We start from the raw sequence: 19,369 nt of genomic DNA on the forward strand, positions 1-19,369 counted from the left end.
AACCGGTAGAGGATCAGGCGCAGTTGTACGCGCGCCGCTTGTCCTCGCTCGACCCGCCGCCCTGGCCCAGGGTCAGCTTCGCCGCGTCGCCGATCAGGGTGACGTCGAACTCGTCGTCCCCGCCGGCCTCGATGGTGCTGTCACGCAGGTCCATCAGGAACCGTCCTTCCGGTAGGTGGTGCAACGATCCGCCAGGAGGCCCTGGCGGAGCCTGGACCCGGCCCAGAGGATGACCCTTTCCTCTCTGGGCCGGGAGATTTGGGAGTCAACGCCGAGAACGGCGAGGAGCATGGATCTCCGCGTACACACACTTCCCCAGGGGACGGAGGTCGATCCCCCAGCGCTTGCACAGACCGTCTACGATCACCAGGCCGCGACCACCCGCCGGAACCCGGTCCGGGTCGGCCGGCAGACCGGCCTTGATGAGGATGGGCGGGTAACGCGACCCGTCCTCGACGGAGATCCGAACCCCAAACTCGCTGATCCGCTCAACGGACAGGGCGAGTTGGAGCCGACACCCCGTCTGTATGGCGTTCGACACCAGCTCGTCGGCCACCAGAACGGCGTTTTCGATCAAGGTGTCCAACTCCCAGGAACGGAGAGCCCCTTCGACCAGGCCGCGGGCCTTCCTGGCAGACTCGGGCGCGTAGGGCAGAAGCGCCTTGAACTCCAGTACGGGAGCGGGCGAGGCCGCTTCGACAGGGGGCTCGGCGACGGAGGTCACGACATCCCCGCTCGTAGCTGTCTCAGGCCGTCCAGCACCCTCACGATGACCTCCCGAGGGGTTCCGGAGTCGTACGCCGCTCGACGCCGGATGATCTCGTCAGGGGCGAGAGAAGACCTCCTGTGTTGCCCCATCGGCGGTAACCGGGGCTTCACCATCAGAAGCTCTGGAGCGGGAACGTTGGCGAGTTGGATTACCTGGATCTGCTGCCCAAGGTCGTCCAACAGCTTTCGATCGAACCGCAACTCCAAGAGGGGAGGCGGACGTTCACCCCCGGTGGGGTCAGGAACGATGCCGCTGACCGTCAGTCGGATCGGAAGCTCAGGCTGGCCGAGGTGCTGCAACTGCTCGAAGGACAGCTCTTCGATGTAAATCCGGCTGCCGGGCCGAGACGAGGCGCTGTTCTCCGGCGCCAGTTGCGTGGACGTGGTACCCGTCTCCGGCGCCATCGCAGTCCCCCTTGAGAGTGATGCAGACGATCTTGAAGCCCTCGGCCTTGTTCACGTCGGTGTGCCACCGTGCGGCCTCGGACTCGATCAGCTCGAACCCTCGGCCGCCTTCGTCGTCCGGGCCGGCGGCTCGGGGCGCCGGCATGGACAGCGACCAGTCGCGGACCTCGATCCACGGCGGCCTCCCGATGAGGGAGACGAACGCCACGGAGAAGGGTGTCTTGGCGTGACGGACGGCGTTCGTCGCCAGTTCGCTGGCGAGCAGCATCGGCGTGTCGGGGTCGATGCCGATCTCCAAGCAGCACGACTTGATGAGCTGCCGGACGCCGCGAGCCGACGTGGGGTCGGGTTCGAAGACTTCCGATCGGATCAGTCGAACGATCGAACTGACATGGACGTGAACGGACTCTCTTTGCACAGCTCCTCCACAGATCGGCCGGAGGGAGCCATGCGTCATCGCGGACGCACTACACTCCGCAGATGGCTCGTAGCGGTTGGTGCAGGTCGAGTCTGCTAGTACTAGTCGCTGGTACGCAAGCCCTTCGTGATGACCCATCAAAGTTCACTCCTCAGGGGCATGGGCATTGCTGTGCGCGCTACTCTCACTCCAGGTACATCTATGCTGAGTTGGGAGGAGCGGAGCGTGGCGAAGCCGCAGGCGAGCAGGGCTATGGTCAGCGTCGGCCGGCGACTGAAGGCGCTTCGCACGGCCGTGCGCCCGCGTTTGACGCAGGGCGCGGTGGGCGATGCTCTCGGCAAGAGCCAGGCGCTTGTCTCGTTGATGGAGATGGGTGGGCAACTGCCCACCGACCACCAGTTGATGACAATGCTCGACCTCTACCAGGTTCCCGAAGCCATTCGTCTTGACCTGCTTGCTGAGATCAGGGAGGCAAGGGCATCGCAGACGGTCTGGTGGGAGGAGTATTTGTCCGCCTTGCCTCGCAGTTTGGTGCGGCTGATCGAGCTGGAAGACCCGGCACGGAAGGTCAGCATCGCAACGGGCGCGCTGGTTCCGTGGCCCGCACAGACCTTGTCGTACATGCAAGAAGTGGACGAGTTCCACGTGCGGGAGAACGGCGTTGAGCGAACGGCGACTCAGCACACTGTGCGGCTTCGGCGACAGCAGATCTTCTTCCGCCCCGACAGCCCAGCCGAACTTGACGCGCTTTGTTCGGAGGCTGCCGTCCGGGCGCAGGTGGGCGGTCCGGTGGTGATGAAGTCGCAGCTTGACCATCTCGCCGAGTTCATGCAGCGGCCCAACGTGACCCTGAGAATCATCCCGTTCTCGGCTGGCGCGGCTGCGGCTACTCAAGTGAACCTGAACGTCTTGGACTACCCGACTCCGAATGATCCCGGCGTAGCCACGATGGACACCGGGACGGGCGTGGCGGTCCATGAGGACCCGAAGGAGGTACGCGCTCGTCGGCGGCGGTTTGACTACCTAGCGTCCAAGGCGTTGACTCCGGATGGTTCGCTGGAACTGATCGAGAAGCTGAGCAAGGAACTGTGATTCCAATGGAGAAGCAAGACCTGTACGACATCACTCCGCCGGTGGAGGAGCGCTTCAAATCGCCGCTCAGCGAGGGTAACGGCGCATGCATTGACTTCGCCGCGACCGGTCGGGACGGCAATGGCCGGGCTACCGGGGTCGCCATCTTCGACAGCCAGAACCCTGAGCTGATGGGCACCCGGTACACCCCGGAGGAGTTCATCGCCATGGCGGATGGCATCGAGGCCATCCGGAAGAAGCTCGGCCTCTGAGGAGGCTCGAACGCGACCGCCCCGGGACCGTTTGGTCCCGGGGCGGTTGTCGTTGATGGTCAGGCGCCCGGCTGCCTGTCGATCCAGCGTTCCAGGTCGGTCGGCCGGCAGCGTAGGGACTGCCCGATCTTCCGGAACGGGATGCCCTCGGTGCGCCAGTTCTCGTACACCCAACTCCGTGGCTTACTCAGGTAGTTGGCCACCTGCTCAACGTTCATCAGGTTGTTCATCGTCCTCCGTGGGGTCTTCCGGCGGGGCGGGCAACCCACACTCTACGTGATGCCGAACTCGAATCAATCAGAGTTCGGTATGGCGTGACTCACGTAGTCCGAACTTGAATTCACTGGAGTTCGGCTTCTAAGGTGTCCCCATGACACCGAAACGATCAGTACCCGCAGCGGCCCCCGAGCCGCTGCCGGCCGGGTGGTCCAGGCGTGAGGACGGCGCTCTGCTCTGGCACCAGGAGCATGGCCCGTGGCGTGTCGAGATGACCTGTTCCCCGGGCGGGGCCTTCAGCGGCCCGCAGGAGATGAAGGTCTGGCTCGCAGCGGGCGGAGACAGGGCCTCCGAGGCCCTGATCGCGGCGGAAGAGACGGACGGCATCCCCTCGGCCCTCCTGGTCGGCCTGCCGCTGGCAGAGATCAAGATGACCGCTCGCCGCCTGGCGGCCGGCGTCTCCACCGAAGGGGCCTGGCCGGTGCCGGCGCGTTGCCGCACCGAGCTGGACTATGCCCTGCTCGCCGCCGAGCTGGTGAGGATCGACGCGACCGGGGCCAGCGCTCCGCAACAGGTACTCGCCGAACGGCTCGGCATCGGTAAGGCCACGATGTCCGAGCGGGTGAAACGGGCCAGGGATCTCGGCCTTCTCGCTGCCGGCGGACTGGAACTCACCACGAAGGCCGGCACCCTCCTTGCCACCCACACCGAGCACGAAGAGGAAGACCAGCACAACCAGTGACGAAGCGCGGCAACGGGCTCGGGGGGACTCCAGTGGAGATCCCGCGCAAGGGCCGACCGAACACCTGGGGCGTCCGTACGCCTCTCCACCTCAACCCCGCCACCGGCAAGCAGGAGCGCTATTGGATAGGTCGGGACTACAAGAACAAGACCGAAGCGGAGAAGGCGCTTCGCACGTGGCACAAGGAGTTCGAAGAAGGCGACCTCACCCCTCGATCGGACATGACCATGGGGCAACTCATGGATCGGTGGCTGAAGCAGCACCGGGGAGAGGACACCACGAAGCAGGGATACGAGCCGAAGGTGAGGCTTCACATCAAGCCGCACCTGGGCGCCGAAAAGGTGGTCGAAGTCACCGATGATCGGTTGGACGACTTCTATCGGATGCTTGAGACGACTCCCAGTCGGACGAACAACGGGAAGCCGCTGGGGCCGAAGAGCGTCCGGCACATCCACAACGCCATCTCGGCGGCCTTCGAGACCGTGACCGGTCCCCGGAAGCTCCTGAAGGCCAATCCGGCACACACGGCGAGCCCTCCGACCGAGCGGCAGATCAAGGCTGCGGAACCCGACTTCCCCACCCTCAACGACCAGGAGACGGCTCACTTCCTCGGCGAGATATGGAAGCCCTGCGGCAATCGGGCCTGTGATGGCGGGCTTACCCACCACTGCCTTCGGGACGCACCGCTCTGGACCTCCTACGCGGCAACATCGTGCCGGCGGAGTGAAGTGCTGGGGTGGATGTGGGACCTCATCAACTGGGATGAGGGCTCGATCGAACTCGCGTGGGTGGTGGTCGAGGAAGGCAACACGTTCCGGCTGCGGAAGCTCACCAAAGACGGTGACGACAACGCGGTGATCTACGTGGACCAGGGGCTCTTGAAGGTCCTCCGGTGGCAGTGGGAGCGCCAGCAGCGGGAGAAGGCCCGGCTGGGGTCGGCATGGGTGGACCACGGCCTTGTCTTCGCCAGGGACGGCTTCAAGCTCCACAGGGGCAAGGAGGCCGGAGGGCCGCAGGACCCTGAGAAGGTGTCCGCCCGCTGGCGGACCGCCCGCAGCAGGCTGCACCTGCCGGAGGACTTCCGGTTGCATGACTGGCGGGGATCGAAGATCACGAACGACCTCGACAACCACGAGAACCCGGTAGAGGTCTCCGCCAACGCCCGGCACCACTCGCCGGGCTACACGATGGCTCGCTATGGCCGTCGTCGCGCCGAAGGCGCCAAGAAGCTGGCGGCCTCAAGCGCCAGCCGGATCGGGCTCGGGGCCCTGGTCTAAGCAAGATCGTTTCTGTTGGTCACGTGGTTGGTCACGCGAGTGCCCAGAAACGCAAAAAACCCTTGATAAACAAGGGTCTCTGCTGGTGTCCGAGGGGGGACTTGAACCCCCACGCCCGATAAAGGGCACTAGCACCTCAAGCTAGCGCGTCTGCCATTCCGCCACCCGGACGGGGTGTTGTCCTCGCGGCTTCCTTCTGTTCGTCGGCCGCGCTGACAGATGTAACTGTAGCAGTGATCGGCTTCCGGCCCCAAAACGGCTCCGGACGGGGGACCGCAGGTTGCGGCGGTGTGTCGGCCCGTTTCGTGGGGGTGGATCCGGGTCGGGGGCTGGGAGAGGATGGTCGGACGTGCTCGTGCGACCCGGGCGGAGGTCCCGGGGGTTGGCGCTGGGGCGCCGGTGCGGGCTGGAGACGAGGAGTGACCGTGAGCGAGCGGAGCGAGTCGGCGGAGCGGGCGGCGGCGCCGAAGGTGACGGGCGAATCCGAGGTCGCCGACCTCTGCCGCGACCTGATCCGGATCGACACCAGCAACTACGGCGACGGCTCCGGCCCGGGGGAGCGCAAGGCGGCCGAGTACGTGGCCGAACAGCTCGCCGAGTTCGGCCTCGAACCGCAGATCATCGAGTCGGCCAAGGGGCGGGCTTCCACCGTGGTCCGGATCGAGGGCGAGGACCGCTCGCGTCCGGGCCTGCTGATCCACGGGCACACCGACGTCGTGCCGGCCAACGCCGCGGACTGGACGTACGACCCGTTCTCCGGCGAGATCGCCGACGGCTGCGTCTGGGGGCGCGGCGCGGTCGACATGAAGGACATGGACGCGATGACCCTCGCGGTCGTCCGCGACCGGCTGCGCACCGGCCGCAAGCCCCCGCGCGACCTGGTGCTGGCCTTCCTGGCGGACGAGGAGGCGGGCGGCACCTACGGCGCCCGGTACCTGGTGGACAAGCACCCGGGCCTCTTCGAGGGCGTGACCGAGGCGATCGGCGAGGTCGGCGGCTTCTCCTTCACCGTCAACGACCGCACCCGGCTCTACCTGGTGGAGACGGCCGAGAAGGGCATGCACTGGATGCGGCTCACGGTCGAGGGCCGGGCCGGGCACGGCTCGATGGAGAACGACGACAACGCCATCACCGAGCTGTGCGAGGCGGTCGCCCGCCTCGGGCGCCACCAGTTCCCGCTGCGGATCACCAAGACCGTGCGGGCCTTCCTGGACGAGCTGTCGGACGCGCTCGGCGTCGAGCTCGACCCGGAGAACATGGACGAGACGCTGCGGGTGCTCGGCGGCATCGCCAAGATGATCGGCACCACGCTGCGCAACACCGCCCAGCCGACCATGCTCGGCGCCGGCTACAAGGTCAACGTGATCCCCGGCCAGGCCACCGCGCACGTGGACGGCCGCTTCCTGCCCGGCTACGAGGAGGAGTTCCTGGCCGAGCTGGACAGCGTGCTCGGCCCGCGCGTGAAGCGCGAGAGCCTGCACTCGGACAAGGCGATCGAGACCAGCTTCGACGGCGCCCTGGTCGAGGCGATGCAGACCGCGCTGCGCGCCGAGGACCCGATCGCCCGCGCCGTGCCGTACTGCCTCTCCGGCGGGACGGACGCCAAGTCGTTCCAGGACCTCGGGATCCGTTGCTTCGGCTTCGCCCCGCTGCAGCTGCCGCCGGAGCTGGACTTCGCCGGGATGTTCCACGGCGTGGACGAGCGGGTGCCGGTGGACGGCCTGAAGTTCGGCGTGCGGGTGCTGGACCGGTTCATCGACGCCTGCTGAGCGCCCGGCGACGGCCCGCTCCCGGTCGGTCCGGGGCGGGCCGTCGCCGTTCTGACAGATCGATTTCCTGTTCGTCGTATCACCGGTCTGGGTGAAGGCGGGCTCCGCTCCGTACCCCGTTTGCCGCACCCTCGTTGCTTCCTCTGACGGCCCGGAACCGATATCCGGGTGTTCATACAGGAGGAATGATGAAGGTCAAGAAGATCGCCGCCGTGACCGCCGCCGCCGGTGGCCTGGTGCTCGCCGTCACGGGTGTCGCCTCCGCCCACGGCGGTGCCGGTGCCGAGGGCGTGGCCGCCGGCTCCCCGGGCGTCCTCTCCGGCAACCAGATCCAGATCCCGGTGCACATCCCGGTCAACGCGTGCGGCAACACCATCAGCGTGATCGGCGTGCTGAACCCGGCGTTCGGCAACACCTGCTTCAACGTCTGATCCCGGATCGGTCGTTGGGCCAGCCCCCGGGCGGCGTGCGCGCCGTGCCGGGGGCGCCTGTTTTTCCTGCGCGCCCTGCGGCCGGTCCATGGGACCACTCGAAAGGGTGAATGGGGGATCCGCCGGCCAACCTCCCGGCGGATTCCTTCGTTTTCTCCCATGCAGCCGAGGACCTCTCCGCCCGATCGGTAATTCCGACTTTCGGAGGGTCGTCACGTCGTCTCGAAATGTCAGGGGAAAATATGAGGAACGCAGCCAAGAAGGGGCTCCTCACGGCCGTGGCCACCGGCAGTGTGCTGGCCTCGACCGCCGGCTACGCCCATGCGGGCGCCGGCGCGGAGGGTGTCGCGGCAGGCTCGCCGGGCGTCGCCTCCGGCAACTCGGTGCAGGTGCCGATCGAGGTGCCGATCAACGCCTGCGGCAACACGGTCGACGTGATCGGCTTGCTGAACCCGGCCTACGGCAACACCTGCGCCAACGCCTCCGGGCGTCCCGGCGGCGGCGCCCACGCGGGCGGTACGCACACCGGTGGCGGCCAGGCGGGCGGTACGCACAACGGCGGGGGCCAGTCCGGCGGAAGCCAGTCCGGCGGCGGTCAGTCGGGCTCCGGCCAAGCGGGCTCCGGTCAGGCGGGTTCGGCCGCGGCGGCGGGCACCGCCGCGGCGGCTGCGGCCTCGGGGGCCGCGGCCTCCGGCACGGCCACCGGCTCGCCGGGCGTGATCTCCGGCAACAGCGTCCAGGCCCCGGTGCACGTCCCGGTCAACGCCTGCGGCAACTCCGTCGACGTGGTCGGCGCGCTCAACCCGGCGTACGGCAACACCTGTGTCAACGCGGTCGCGCCGGCGCCCAGCAAGCCCGTCGTGCCGGAGGAGGACTGCCCGGAGGAGCACACCCCGCACAGCGCGCCGCCGCCCGTCGTCACGCCGCCGGTCACCCAGACCGCGGCCGAGTCCGTCCAGGGCGTCCCCCGGGCGGCCGGTCCGGCCGAGGCGGCTCCCGTCGAGCAGAAGGCCGCCCCGGCCGAGGCGGCCCCGGCCGTCGAGCGGGCCGGCGGCCCGGCCACCGCGGAGGCCGGCCACCAGCTGGCCGCCACCGGCGCCGGCAACACCGAGCTGTTCGGCGCGGCCGGCCTGGCCCTGCTGATCGGCGGCGGCGTCCTCTACCGCCGGGCCCGCGCCGGCGCCCGCTGAGCCCCCCCGGGCACAGCGCACACCCCGGACGTACCGGACGCGCGGCGGGCCGAGCCGCCGCGCGTCCGCGGTCACCAGCTCCGGATCTGCCGGATGATGCGCCGGCGCAGCAGCACCGTGCGGCTGCCGTCCGGGAACAGGCGGAGCCTGTCCAGTTCCCAGTGCCCGTACTCGGCGTGATCGGTGAGCAGTTGGCGTGCCGCGTTGCGGGACGTCCCGCGCGGCATGCGCAGCGACTGGTACTCGTACTCCGGCTGGCGGACCGGCTTCGGTGGGGTCAAAACGCTCCTCCTGTGGGACGCCTGCGGGCAAGCCTACGGCCTGCCTCCGACAACGGGCCCGGGGTTTTCCGGCCGCCCCGGCCCGCACCGCACTGACAGCGCATCAGTTCCGTTGCTCCTGTGGGCGGCATACCCCCGGTGCGCCGTGCGAAGCGGCACCCGGACGGCCCGCGCGGACCGGGCGGGCGGGCGCCGGGCGCGCGCGGCCGGGCGACACCCCGGGGGACAGACCTGCACGGAACGGACATCGTGGGGGAAGTTGCGGTGAAATCGCGGGTGTAGGTGACAACCGCTGTGCGTACCGGCACCGAGGGGAGATAGCGTCTGCTCCATGTCTGATGCCGCGCAGCCCACCATTGCCGAGGTACGCGCCGCCGCCGAGGCGGTCAAGGCCGCCATCGACCGTCATCTGGAAGCGGTGTCAAGCCACAGCGCAGCGGACGACGCCGCTGTGTCCACCGCCTACGAGCAGCTCGCGACGGCGGCCATCGCGTACGACCAACTCCTGTACGAGGTCTACGACGAGGTGACCCCCTTCGAGGTCCCCGGTGACGAGGGTCCGGGCGGGTACCACGGCCCGGAACAGCCCGAGGCGATCAGCGTGCTGATCCGCCGCGACTACCACGTCGTCGACCCGAAGCGGCTGCGCGCCCAGGCCGAGCGGCTGGACGAGTCGCTGACCCCGGGCGGGGGCTCGGACGGCGGCGGGGTGAACGCCGCGATCGGCGTGCTGTTCGGCGAGTTCGAGCCGGACGAGATCGCCGCCCGCAGCGAGGAGTTCGGGCTGGAGGAGGCCGACTCCACGCTCTGGGTGGCGGCCGCCGAGCCGAGCGAGCCGGGGGAGTGGCTGCCGGAGCCGTTCGAGCACGCGGATCCGCAGCTGCTGATCTGCCGGTTCGACGTGAGCGAGGTCTACGACGACGAGGACCCCGACGACTGACCCCGGTCGGGCCGCGACGCCCGAGCCCCGCGCGACCGGCGCGCGGGGCGGCGGGCGGGGCGGCGGGCGGTTCAGCCGACGGCGGCGCCCAGGTGGCGCTGCTCCCGCGGCGTTCCAGAACGTGTGGAGCCGGCGGTGGCGGGGCGGAACGGGTGCTTCAGGCGCATGGTTTCGGACGTTCCTCTCGACGGACGGCGGGTGCGGCGCGCGCGGCGGACGTCCTCCACCCTCCGCCGGGCCCCGGCCATGCGTCCCAGGCTTGCTTTCTGCCGGAACCATGAGCGCTGTTCATGGCTGCCGGGCCCGCAACGGCCGGAGGGCCCCCTCGGATCCGAGGAGGCCCTCCGGCCGTTGCGGCGCGCGGCGGCGTGGCGTCAGTAGGACTCGGCCGCGTTCTCCGCGAGGATCGCCCGCAGCCGGGTGGTGCGGGGCGCGGCCGGGCGCCCGGCGACGGCCTGCGGGAGCGCGGGGCCGGCGGCGTGGACCACCGAGAGGTGGCGCTCGCCGCGGCCGAACGCCGTGTACACCCACTGCCGGGTGAGCGCCGCGCCCGCGTCCTCCGGCAGCACCACGACCGCGCCCGGCCAGCGGCGGCCGACCGCCTGGTGGACGGTCAGCGCCCAGCCGTGCCGCAGCTTCCCGGCCTCGGCGGGCGGGACGGTGCGGCGGGTGCCGTCCGCGTACTCCAGGTGCAGACCGGTGGCGTCGCCGTCGGCCACGCGGGCCGGCCGGACGTGGCCGGGCGCGGGGGAGTCGATCACCCGGTCGCCCGGGTCGAAGCCGCCGAACCGGCCGGGGCCCGGGTTGAGCCGGGCCTTGGCGGCGGCGTTCAGCGCCCGGGTGCCGGCCCCGCCGCCGTGCCCGGGGGTGAGCAGCACGACCTGCTCGGACGGGATGCCGAGGGCGCGCGGGATGGAGTCGGTGAGCAGCTGGATGGCGCGGTGGACGGCCTCCCCGGCGTCCTTGGCGGTCAGGATGACCACCTCCTTGTCGGGCGCCTCGACCGGCTGGAGCTCGCCGATGCCGACGCCGGAGACCAGCTCGCCGATCGGGCCGAAGTCGGGCGTGCGGGAGGCGACGGCCGGGCAGGCCTTGGCGGCCAGCAGGTCGGCGAAGAACCGGCCGGGGCCGGCCGACCAGAGCTGGCCCGGGTCGCCGCTGAGCACCAGGCGGGTGCCGTCCGCCAGCGACTCCAGCAGGGTGGCGGCCAGTTCGACGTCCAGCAGCGGGGCGTCCAGCACGATCAGCAGGTCGAGCGCGAGCGTGCCGTCGCCGGCCCGGCCGGGGCCCGACGTGCCGGCCAGCAGCTCGGCCAGCGTGGCGACGGGCGCGGGCGCGTCGGCGGGGGCGTCGGCGAGCGGGGGGAGCGCGGTGAGGGCGTCCCGGCCCTGGTCGGTCCAGGTGGCGGCCCAGGCCCGCAGGCCGAGGCCGGTGGCGGCGGCCAGCAGGGCGGCCGGTTCGGCGCGGGCGGCGTCGCCGCCGGTGTGCAGGACGAGCGCGCTCTCGGCGACGGTCCGGACCAGGGCGGTCGCGGAGGAGGACGGGGCGGCGGCCGCGGCCGCCTCCCAGGCGGCCGGCCCGGGCGCGGCGGGGGCCTCCTCGGCGGTCTCGGCATCCTCGGAGTCCTCGCCGGTTCCGGCGCCGCCGTCGGCGTCACCGTCCTCGGCCGTCTCCTCGGCCGGGTCCGCAGCCGTCTCCCCGGCCTCCGCCGGGTCCTCGCCGGGAACGAAGGTCGACATCAGCCGGATCAGGCCCTCGGCCAGGCTCTCCTCGGCCAGTGCCAGCCGCTCCAGGGCGAGCAGGGTGCGGGTCGGCGGCTCGTCGTCCTCGCCGCCGCCCGCCGCGTGCGCCTCGGCGCCGGTGAGCTCCTCCTGGAACGGCATCGCGTGGCCGTCGACCACGACGGCCTGCACGGCGGCCGCGCAGTCCGGAACGCCGAGGCGCTCCAGCCCGGTGGTCAGCTCGCCGATCTCCACGGCCGAGTGGCCGCGCAGCGCCGCCTGCTCCAGCAGCCAGCCGACCAGCGCCCGGGCCCGCCGCTGGTCGCCGGGGCCGGCCTGCGGGCCGAGCAGGCCGCGGGCGAAGCCGTCCGCGTGCTCGGGGCGGACGCCGGGCAGGGTGAGCACGGCCCACGGGTCCTCGCGCAGCTGCTCGGCCGCGCCGTCGCCGAAGGCCGCCACGGCGGCCGCGGCCAGCTCGGCCGGGGCGCCGCCCGCCGCCAGCACCTCGGTGGCGGCCGCGAGCGCCCGGGCCCGCTGCTCGTCGGTCACCGGCTGGTCGGCCCGGGCCGCGGGCGCCCCGCCCCCGGCCGCCGGGCCCTCCTCGCTCCCGGCGGACCGGCCGACCGAGCGCACCCGCTCCGCCAGCGCCGCGACCGCCGCCGCCCGGTCCGCGCCCGCCGGGCCGTCCGACCCGCGCCGCTCCGGCGACGCCTGCCCGGGAACGGCACCCGCGCCACCGGCCGCGCCGCCGCCCGAGCCCGCCGAGGCCTCCTCGGGAGCGCCGTTCTCCGCGTCAGTCATCGTCCGCTCCACAAAAGCTCAACTCCACATGCTGGGCGCCGCCCGCCCCGTGCTGGGGGCGGTCGGCCGGGTCGGGCCGGTCCGGGGCCGCGCGGGGCGGCCGGGCCGGCGGTCGGTCGGTTCGGGAAGGCCTGGGTCGCGGGGTCGAGCGGCCGCTACAGCTCGCTCCACCCCTGGTCGGGGTAGCGGTGGACCGGCGCCGAGATGTCGTCGAGCGCACCGCGGATCTCCTCCGGAAGCGTAAGCTCCTCCACCGACAGCGCCGCCTGCAGCTGCCCGACGGTCCGCGCCCCGACCAGCGCGCTGGCCACCCCGGGGCGGTCCCGCACCCAGGCGAGGGCGACCGCGAGCGGGCTGCTGGCGAGCCCGTCGGCGGCGGTGGCGACGGCGTCCACGATCCGCCGGGCGCGCTCGCCGAGGTAGGGCTGGACGAACCCGGACAGGTACGGCGAGGCGCCGCGGGAGTCCGGCGGCAGGCCGTGCCGGTACTTGCCGGTGAGCACGCCGCGCCCCAGCGGGGAGCCGGCCAGCAGGCCCACCCCGGTCTCCCGGGCGGCCGGCAGGGCCTCGCGCTCGATCCCGCGCTGGAGCAGCGAGTACTCCAGCTGCGCCCCGGCCAGCGGCACCCGGCCGTGGTGGGCGTGCTGCCAGGTGGCGGCCCTGGCGAGCTGCCAGCCGCTGAAGTCGCAGACCCCGACGTAGCGGGCGCGGCCGGAGGCGACGGCGATGTCCAGGGCGCTCAGGGTCTCCTCGGCCGGGGTGGCCGGGTCGAAGGCGTGCACCTGCCAGAGGTCGACGTAGTCGGTGCCGAGCCGGCGCAGCGAGGCGTCGAGCGCGGACAGCAGGTGGCCGCGCGAGCCGTCGAAGCGGCGGCCGGAGGCCGGGACGCTGCCCGCCTTGGTGGCGATGACCAGCTCGGAGCGGGGGACGAGGCCGTCGGTGAGCCGGGAGAGCAGGTACTCGGCGTCGCCGTCGGCGTAGACGTCGGCGGTGTCGACGAGGTTGCCGCCGGCGTCGACGAACTCCTTGAGCTGTTCGGCGGCCTCCTGCTCGTCGGTGTCGCGACCCCAGGTCATGGTGCCGAGGCCGAGCCGGGAGACCTGCAGCCCGGTGCGGCCGAGGTGACGCTTTTCCATCGGACGGGCCCTCTCACTGGCCGAAGGTGCGGTGGCGGAACGCTGCGGGGCGGCGTGCGCGACGGAGGCAAACCCGCAGGTGGGACGCGGCGCCCCACGTCGGCTGAGCGTAGCGGCCGGTGCCCGGGCAGGGGTGCAGACCCGCAGGGCGACCACCGCCGGGCCGCGCCGGGGCCGGGTGCGGCGGCCTTCGACCGGAATGTGACCCGGACCACCCCTACCGGCCAGTAGCATGTCGGCCGGACGCGTCCTCGCGCTCACGAGCAACCCGACTGGAAGGCAGTGCCCATGCGACTCGGCATCAACCTCGGCTACTGGGGACTCGGCATGGACGCCGACAACATCGCCGTCGCCCAGGAGGCCGACCGGCTCGGCTACGCGGTCTGCTGGGCCGCCGAGGCGTACGGCTCGGACGCGGCCACCGTGCTCTCCTACGTCGCCGCCAGGACCGAGCGGATCGACGTCGGCTCGGCCATCTTCCAGATCCCGGCCCGCACCCCGGCGATGACCGCGATGACCGCCGCCACCCTGGACACCCTCTCCGGCGGCCGCTTCCGGCTCGGCCTCGGCGTCTCCGGCCCGCAGGTCTCCGAGGGCTGGTACGGCGTGAAGTTCGACAAGCCGCTGGCCCGCACCCGCGAGTACGTGGAGATCATCCGCAAGGCGATGTCCCGCGAGCGGCTGGTCCACGACGGCGCCCACTGGACGCTGCCGCTGCCCGGCGGCCCCGGCAAGCCGATCAAGCTCACCGTGCACCCGGTGCGCGAGCACATCCCGCTGTACATCGCCGCGATCGGCCCGAAGAACCTGGAGCAGACCGGCGAGATCGCCGACGGCTGGCTCGGCATCTTCTTCGACCCGGCGCACGCCGCGCTCTCCCTCGACCCGCTGAAGGCCGGCCGCGCCAAGGCCGGCGCCGAGCCCGGCAAGGAGTTCGACGGCTTCGACGTCTGCCCGACCGTGGCCATCGCGGTCGGCGAGGACATCGAGGCCGGGGTCGACTCCCAGCGGGCCTACACCGCGCTCTACATCGGCGGCATGGGCAGCAAGGAGAAGAACTTCTACAACCAGCTCGCCCGCCGGATGGGCTACGAGCAGGCCGCCGACGAGGTCCAGGAGCGCTACCTGGCCAGGGACTACGCGGGCGCGGCGGCCGCCGTCCCGCGCGACCTCGTCGACGCCACCTCGCTGATCGGCGACACCGCCCGGATCGCCGACCGGATGCAGGCCTACGCGGACGCGGGCGTCACCACGCTCACCCTGGCCCCGGCCGGCTTCACGCTCGACGAGCGGATCGCGGCGCTGCGCACCGGCGTCGAGGCCCTGGAGCGCGCCGGCCTGGCGTGACGGGTCCGCCGCGGCGGCCGCCGTCCCCTCGCCCGGGCCTCCGGGGAGGGGGCGGCCCGCGGACCGGAGGCGGGCCCTACAGCCAGTCGTGCCGTTTGAAGACCCGGTGCAGCAGCACGCAGACCACCACCATCAGCGAGACGGCCGCCGGGTAGCCCCAGGGCTGGCGCAGCTCGGGCATGTGCTCGAAGTTCATCCCGTACACGCCGGCGATCATCGTCGGCACGGCGGCCAGCGCCGCCCAGGCGGAGATCTTCCGCATGTCGTTGTTCTGCTGCACGCTCACCTGCGCCAGGTTCGCCGACAGGATGTCCGACAGCAGCCGGTCCATGCCCTCCACCTGGTCGTTGGCGCGGGCCAGGTGGTCGGCGACGTCCCGCAGGTAGGGCAGCGCCTCGGCCCGGACGTACGGCACGCCGCCGCGCTCCAGCCGCAGCATCGGGTCGAGCAGCGGGCCGATCGCCCGGCGGACGGTGACCAGTTGCCGCTTGTAGCCGTAGATCCGGCCCGCGACGTCCCGCCCCACCCGGCCGGGCGCGAAGACGTCCGCCTCCAGCTCGTCGAGGTCCGCCTGGATGCCCACGGCCACGTCGACGTAGCCGTCCACCACCGTGTCGCAGACCGAGTGCAGCACCGCGCTCGGGCCGTACGTGAGCACCTCCGGCCGCTGCTCCAGCTGGGAGCGCAGGCCGCCGAGCGGGCTGTCCGCGCCGTGCCGGACGGTCATCACGAAGTCCTCGCCGACGAAGATCATCACCTCGCCGCTGGTCACCGCGTGGCCGCCGGGGTGGTAGCCGAGCGTCTTGAGCGACACGAACAGCGAGTCCTGGTAGGCCTCCACCTTGGGGCGCTGATGGGCGCCGACCGCGTCCTCGACGGCCAGCGGGTGCAGGCCGAACTCGGAGCCGACCCGGTCGAGTTCCTCGGCGGTGGGCTCGAACAGACCTATCCAGACGAAGCCGCCCGGGCCCGCGCTCCGCGCGGCGGCGAGGCTGCCGGCGGGGTCCGCGGGCGTCGCGACCGGACGGCCGTCGCGGTAGATGGCGCAATGGACGATCATGCGGGCCATTGTCGCCCCTGCCGAGGGTCCGGGACATCCCCCGCGAGCGCGGTGCGCCGCGGGACGGCACCGTCCGGCTCCCGGGCGGGACGGGAGGGCGGGCCCGGCCCGGGAGGCCGTAGGGTAGGCCCCATGCCCACCCTGCTGCTCGTCCGCCACGGCCGCTCGACCGCGAACACCGCCGGAATCCTGGCCGGTTGGACGCCCGGGGTGGACCTCGACGACACCGGCCGCGCCCAGGCCGCCGCGCTCGCCGACCGGCTCGCCGCGGTCCCGCTGGTCCAGGCGGTCAGCAGCCCGCTGGAGCGCTGCCGGCAGAGTCTGGAGCCGCTGCTCGCCGCCCGCCCCGGCCTGTCCGGGCCCGCGCTGGACGAGCGGCTCGGCGAGTGCCACTACGGGGAGTGGACCGGCCGGCCGCTGGCCGAGCTGGCCAAGGAGCCGCTGTGGCGCACCGTCCAGGACCACGCGTCGGCGGCCGTCTTCCCCGGCGGCGAGTCGCTGCGCGAGCTGAGCCACCGCACGGTGGGCGCGGTCCGCGAGTGGAACGAGAAGATCGCCGCCGAGCACGGCGAGGACGCGGTCTGGATCGCCTGCTCGCACGGCGACGTGATCAAGGCGGTGGTGGCCGACGCGCTCGGCCTGCACCTCGACCACTTCCAGCGGATCAACGTCGACCCCTGCTCGGTCACCGCGATCCGCTACACCGCGCGCCGGCCCTTCGTGCTGCGGATGGGCGACACCGGCGACCTCGCCCCCCTCGCCCCGCGGCCGGCGGACCGCGGCGGCCGGAGCGCCCCGAGCGGGGACGCGGTGGTCGGCGGCTCCACCGGCGCGGCCTGAGCCGCCGGCCCGGACCCCGCCCGGAGCCCCGGCCAGGGCCTCGGCTCCCCGGCGCGGCCCCGGAGGTCGTAGGGTGACCAGTGGGTCCCCGCGCCGCGCGCCCGGGCGCCCCGGACCACCCAGCCCCGACCCCCGACCGACCCCAGCGGCGTCCGCGGGACGCCCACGACGATCGATACGACCCGGAGCGAGAGCGTGACCCGTCAGGTCTTCTTCTACGACCAGCCCGAGCGGTTCGTGGCCGGCACCGTCGGCCAGCCCGGCGCCCGGGCGTTCTACCTGCAGGCCAGCGCCCGTGGGCGGATCACCAGCGTGCTGCTGGAGAAGACCCAGGTCGCCGCGCTCGCCGAGCGGATCGAGGAGGTCCTCGACGAGGCGCTGCGCCGCAGCGGCGGCGAGGCCACCATCCCGGCCACCGCCCCGCAGGACCTGCTCGACACCGCTCCGCTGGACCTGCCGCTGGAACAGGAGTTCCGGGTCGGCACGATGGCGCTCGCCTGGGACAGCGTGGACAGCTGCCTGGTGGTCGAGGCCCAGGCGCTGGTCGAGGAGGAGGAGGGCGAGGAGGAGGGCGCCGCCGTCTTCGAGGACGACGAGAACGGCCCCGACATGCTCCGGGTGCGGCTCTCCGGCGCGATGGCCCGGGTGTTCGCCAAGCGCGCGCTGGACCTCGTCGCGGCCGGCCGCAAGCCCTGCCCGTTCTGCAACCTGCCGCTCGACCCGGAGGGCCACCTGTGCCCGCGCGCGAACGGGTACCGGCGCTGAACACGCCGACCGCCCGGCCCGCCGACCCGCCGGAGCCGCCGCGGTCCGACCCCGCCGAGGCCGCCGCCCTCGCCGCCGACCAGCCCGCTGCGCTGAGCCTGCTGCGCGAGGGCGCGCTGACCGTGCACGGCCGGCTCACCGACGCCTCCAACGCCGCCCTCTACTGCACCGTCACCGCCGCCGACGGCCGCGCGGCGCAGGCCGTCTACAAGCCGGTGGCCGGCGAGCGCCCGCTCTGGGACTTCCCCGACGGCACCCTGGCCGGCCGCGAGGTCGCCGCCTACGAGCTGTCCGCCGCCACCGGCTGGGGGCTGGTGCCGCCCACCGTGCTGCGCGAGGGCCCGCACGGCCCCGGCATGGTGCAGCTGTGGGTGGAGCCCGACCCGGACGCCGCCCCGCTGCTCGCGCTCCAGGACCCGCGCGGCCCCGAGGAGGGCTGGCTGCCGATCGTCCGGGCCGAGGTCGGCGACGGGCGCACCGCGCTGCTGGTCCACCCCGACGACGCGCGGCTGCGCCGGCTCGCGGTGCTGGACGCCGTCCTCAACAACGCCGACCGCAAGGGCGGCCACCTGATCCCCGCGGCCGACGGCCGGCTCTACGGCATCGACCACGGCGTCACCTTCAACACCGAGGGCAAGCTGCGCACCCTGCTCTGGGGCTGGGCCGGGCAGCCGCTGCCCGCCGGGGCGGCCGCGGTGCTGACCGGGCTGGCCGAGCAGTTGGACGGAGCGCTGGGGGAGCGGCTGGCCCCGCACCTGACCGCCGCCGAACTGGACGCCGCCCGCGCCCGGGTGGCCGCGCTGCTCGCCACCGGCACCCACCCGCTGCCCTCCGAGGACTGGCCGTCCATCCCCTGGCCGCCGATCTGACGGCCGGTCGGCCCGCCGGACCGAGGGTTCGAAGGCGCTCCCACCTCTCGACCAGGAGGACCGCGGGGGTGCTCAGCCGGTAATGGTCTGGACCGGTGTGCACCCCGGGCAGCACACTGCGACGATGGACGAGCGACGGACCACCCCCCACCTGGACCTGCCGCTGCACCGCCTCCAGGTACCGCTGCCGCATCTGCTCCCGTTCGCGATCGGCAGCTTCGACGCCATCGGCCCGCTGTCCCGGGCCGGCTTCCCCCACCGGCACTCCTTCTACGAGATCGTCTTCGTCACCGGCGGGCGCGGCGCCCACGTCCTGGACCTGGTCCAGCGGCCGGTGCAGCCCCCGCAGCTGTGCGTGATCGCCCCCGGCCAGGTGCACTACTGGGCGGACGCGGCCGAACTCACCGGCCAGGTCGTGCTGTTCAACGAGGACTTCCTGCTGGCACACCCGCAGGACCTCGCCGCGCTGCGCACCCTGGCCTCCCGCCCGGCGGTGCGGCTGGGGGAGCAGGCCGCACCGATCGCCGGGCTGCTGGCGGACATGGAGGCCGAGTACCGGGCCCGGCCGGCCGGCTACCCGGGCGTGCTGCGGGCCAGCCTGCACATCCTCATCGTGCGGGCCCTGCGGGCCTGTTCGCCCGCCGGCGGGGGCGCGCTCCCCGGCCGTACCGGGGACCTCGCGGCCGCCTTCACCCGGCTGATCGCCATCCCGGGCGGGGTGCAGCGCTCGGTCGCCTCCTGCGCGCACGAACTCGGCGTCTCCTCGGGGCACCTCCAGGCGATGGTCAAGCAGGCGACCGGCCGCACCCCGGGCCGGCTGATCCGCCAGCAGCAGACGCTGGAGGCCAAACGCCTGCTGGCCTGCACGGAGCTGACGGTGCGGCAGGTGTCCAGGGAGGCCGGCTTCGGTGATCCGGCGTACTTCTGCCGGTTCTTCCGCCGGGAGACCGGGATGACGCCGGGGGAGTTCCGGACCAGGGTCGGAGGAAATCACCACGATCCCCGGATCACGTCCATCGCGGCGGCCCCGGACGGCCCGTAGTTTGACTG

Annotated in this window: 21 protein-coding genes and 1 tRNA gene; 13 read left to right on the forward strand and 9 right to left on the reverse strand. The window is 72.6% G+C overall.

Annotated features, from left to right (window positions below):
- Positions 1-13: 13 nt before the first annotated feature.
- The 3 genes from ACFC0B_RS19965 to ACFC0B_RS19975 form a co-directional block, all read right to left on the reverse strand.
- Complete coding sequence (locus ACFC0B_RS19965; protein ID WP_376087215.1) at positions 14-154, reverse strand: albusnodin family lasso peptide; 141 nt, start codon at positions 152-154, stop codon at positions 14-16.
- Positions 155-265: 111 nt separating this feature from the next.
- Positions 266-724, reverse strand: coding sequence for an ATP-binding protein (locus tag ACFC0B_RS19970; protein WP_376087217.1), 459 nt, complete (start codon positions 722-724; stop codon positions 266-268).
- Positions 725-1,045: 321 nt separating this feature from the next.
- Complete coding sequence (locus tag ACFC0B_RS19975; RefSeq protein ID WP_376087219.1) at positions 1,046-1,471, reverse strand: ATP-binding protein; 426 nt, start codon at positions 1,469-1,471, stop codon at positions 1,046-1,048.
- 345 nt (positions 1,472-1,816) lie between these two features.
- Here ACFC0B_RS19975 and ACFC0B_RS19980 point away from each other — a divergent pair, with 345 nt between their 5' ends.
- Positions 1,817-2,683 (forward strand): helix-turn-helix domain-containing protein, encoded by an 867-nt coding sequence (locus ACFC0B_RS19980; protein WP_376087221.1) that lies wholly within the window; start codon positions 1,817-1,819, stop codon positions 2,681-2,683.
- A gap of 5 nt (positions 2,684-2,688) precedes the next feature.
- Positions 2,689-2,934 carry a DUF397 domain-containing protein gene (locus ACFC0B_RS19985; RefSeq protein WP_376087223.1) on the forward strand — a complete coding sequence of 82 codons (246 nt, stop codon included), beginning with the start codon at positions 2,689-2,691 and terminating at the stop codon, positions 2,932-2,934.
- Positions 2,935-2,993: 59 nt separating this feature from the next.
- Here ACFC0B_RS19985 and ACFC0B_RS19990 read toward each other — a convergent pair whose 3' ends face one another.
- Positions 2,994-3,164, reverse strand: a complete 171-nt coding sequence (locus tag ACFC0B_RS19990; protein ID WP_376087225.1) for a helix-turn-helix domain-containing protein — start codon at positions 3,162-3,164, stop codon at positions 2,994-2,996.
- A 299-nt stretch (positions 3,165-3,463) separates the two neighbouring features.
- Between ACFC0B_RS19990 and ACFC0B_RS19995 the strand changes: the two genes are divergently transcribed.
- Both ACFC0B_RS19995 and ACFC0B_RS20000 read left to right on the forward strand, forming a co-directional pair.
- Positions 3,464-3,892, forward strand: a complete 429-nt coding sequence (locus tag ACFC0B_RS19995; protein WP_376087227.1) for a hypothetical protein — start codon at positions 3,464-3,466, stop codon at positions 3,890-3,892.
- A gap of 32 nt (positions 3,893-3,924) precedes the next feature.
- Complete coding sequence (locus tag ACFC0B_RS20000; protein ID WP_376087229.1) at positions 3,925-5,169, forward strand: tyrosine-type recombinase/integrase; 1,245 nt, start codon at positions 3,925-3,927, stop codon at positions 5,167-5,169.
- Positions 5,170-5,252: 83 nt separating this feature from the next.
- Here ACFC0B_RS20000 and ACFC0B_RS20005 read toward each other — a convergent pair.
- Positions 5,253-5,340: transfer RNA gene (locus tag ACFC0B_RS20005), tRNA-Leu, on the reverse strand.
- A 254-nt stretch (positions 5,341-5,594) separates the two neighbouring features.
- On the opposite strand from ACFC0B_RS20005, the gene ACFC0B_RS20010 reads away from it, so the two are divergent.
- The 3 genes from ACFC0B_RS20010 (at position 5,595) to ACFC0B_RS20020 (ending at position 8,559) form a co-directional block, all read left to right on the forward strand.
- Positions 5,595-6,938 carry a M20/M25/M40 family metallo-hydrolase gene (locus tag ACFC0B_RS20010; protein ID WP_376087230.1) on the forward strand — a complete coding sequence of 448 codons (1,344 nt, stop codon included), beginning with the start codon at positions 5,595-5,597 and terminating at the stop codon, positions 6,936-6,938.
- 185 nt (positions 6,939-7,123) lie between these two features.
- The gene (locus ACFC0B_RS20015) at positions 7,124-7,369 is read left to right on the forward strand and encodes a chaplin (protein ID WP_376087232.1); all 246 of its coding nucleotides are present in this window, start codon (positions 7,124-7,126) and stop codon (positions 7,367-7,369) included.
- Positions 7,370-7,611: 242 nt separating this feature from the next.
- Complete coding sequence (locus ACFC0B_RS20020) at positions 7,612-8,559, forward strand: chaplin (protein WP_376087234.1); 948 nt, start codon at positions 7,612-7,614, stop codon at positions 8,557-8,559.
- 71 nt (positions 8,560-8,630) lie between these two features.
- On the opposite strand, the gene ACFC0B_RS20025 is transcribed toward ACFC0B_RS20020, so the two are convergent.
- Positions 8,631-8,840, reverse strand: coding sequence for a DUF5703 family protein (locus ACFC0B_RS20025; protein WP_376087236.1), 210 nt, complete (start codon positions 8,838-8,840; stop codon positions 8,631-8,633).
- A 331-nt stretch (positions 8,841-9,171) separates the two neighbouring features.
- Between ACFC0B_RS20025 and ACFC0B_RS20030 the strand changes: the two genes are divergently transcribed.
- Entirely contained in the window at positions 9,172-9,780 is a 609-nt protein-coding gene (locus tag ACFC0B_RS20030; protein ID WP_376087238.1) for a hypothetical protein, read from the forward strand.
- Positions 9,781-10,154: 374 nt separating this feature from the next.
- Here ACFC0B_RS20030 and ACFC0B_RS20035 read toward each other — a convergent pair whose 3' ends face one another.
- Together ACFC0B_RS20035 and ACFC0B_RS20040 are read right to left on the reverse strand one after the other, a co-directional pair.
- Positions 10,155-12,302, reverse strand: a complete 2,148-nt coding sequence (locus ACFC0B_RS20035) for a helix-hairpin-helix domain-containing protein (RefSeq protein WP_376087240.1) — start codon at positions 12,300-12,302, stop codon at positions 10,155-10,157.
- 155 nt (positions 12,303-12,457) lie between these two features.
- Entirely contained in the window at positions 12,458-13,438 is a 981-nt protein-coding gene (locus ACFC0B_RS20040) for an aldo/keto reductase (protein ID WP_376087242.1), read from the reverse strand.
- 288 nt (positions 13,439-13,726) lie between these two features.
- On the opposite strand from ACFC0B_RS20040, the gene ACFC0B_RS20045 reads away from it, so the two are divergent.
- Entirely contained in the window at positions 13,727-14,785 is a 1,059-nt protein-coding gene (locus tag ACFC0B_RS20045; RefSeq protein WP_376087244.1) for an LLM class F420-dependent oxidoreductase, read from the forward strand.
- Positions 14,786-14,861: 76 nt separating this feature from the next.
- On the opposite strand, the gene ACFC0B_RS20050 is transcribed toward ACFC0B_RS20045, so the two are convergent.
- On the reverse strand, positions 14,862-15,854 hold the full coding sequence (locus ACFC0B_RS20050) for a magnesium and cobalt transport protein CorA (RefSeq protein WP_376087246.1): 993 nt from the start codon (positions 15,852-15,854) through the stop codon (positions 14,862-14,864).
- A 123-nt stretch (positions 15,855-15,977) separates the two neighbouring features.
- Between ACFC0B_RS20050 and ACFC0B_RS20055 the strand changes: the two genes are divergently transcribed.
- From ACFC0B_RS20055 to ACFC0B_RS20070, 4 genes are all read left to right on the forward strand, one after another.
- On the forward strand, positions 15,978-16,685 hold the full coding sequence (locus ACFC0B_RS20055; protein WP_376087248.1) for a histidine phosphatase family protein: 708 nt from the start codon (positions 15,978-15,980) through the stop codon (positions 16,683-16,685).
- A 195-nt stretch (positions 16,686-16,880) separates the two neighbouring features.
- A complete protein-coding gene (locus ACFC0B_RS20060; RefSeq protein ID WP_376087250.1) occupies positions 16,881-17,450 on the forward strand; it encodes a DUF3090 domain-containing protein in 570 nt (189 codons plus the stop codon).
- Positions 17,451-17,542: 92 nt separating this feature from the next.
- Complete coding sequence (locus ACFC0B_RS20065; RefSeq protein WP_376087449.1) at positions 17,543-18,319, forward strand: SCO1664 family protein; 777 nt, start codon at positions 17,543-17,545, stop codon at positions 18,317-18,319.
- A gap of 124 nt (positions 18,320-18,443) precedes the next feature.
- Positions 18,444-19,361, forward strand: coding sequence for a helix-turn-helix domain-containing protein (locus ACFC0B_RS20070; protein WP_376087252.1), 918 nt, complete (start codon positions 18,444-18,446; stop codon positions 19,359-19,361).
- Positions 19,362-19,369: the final 8 nt, after the last annotated feature.

It is taken from the genome of Kitasatospora sp. NPDC056184 (assembly GCF_042268405.1).
Taxonomy (GTDB): Bacteria; Actinomycetota; Actinomycetes; order Streptomycetales; family Streptomycetaceae; genus Kitasatospora.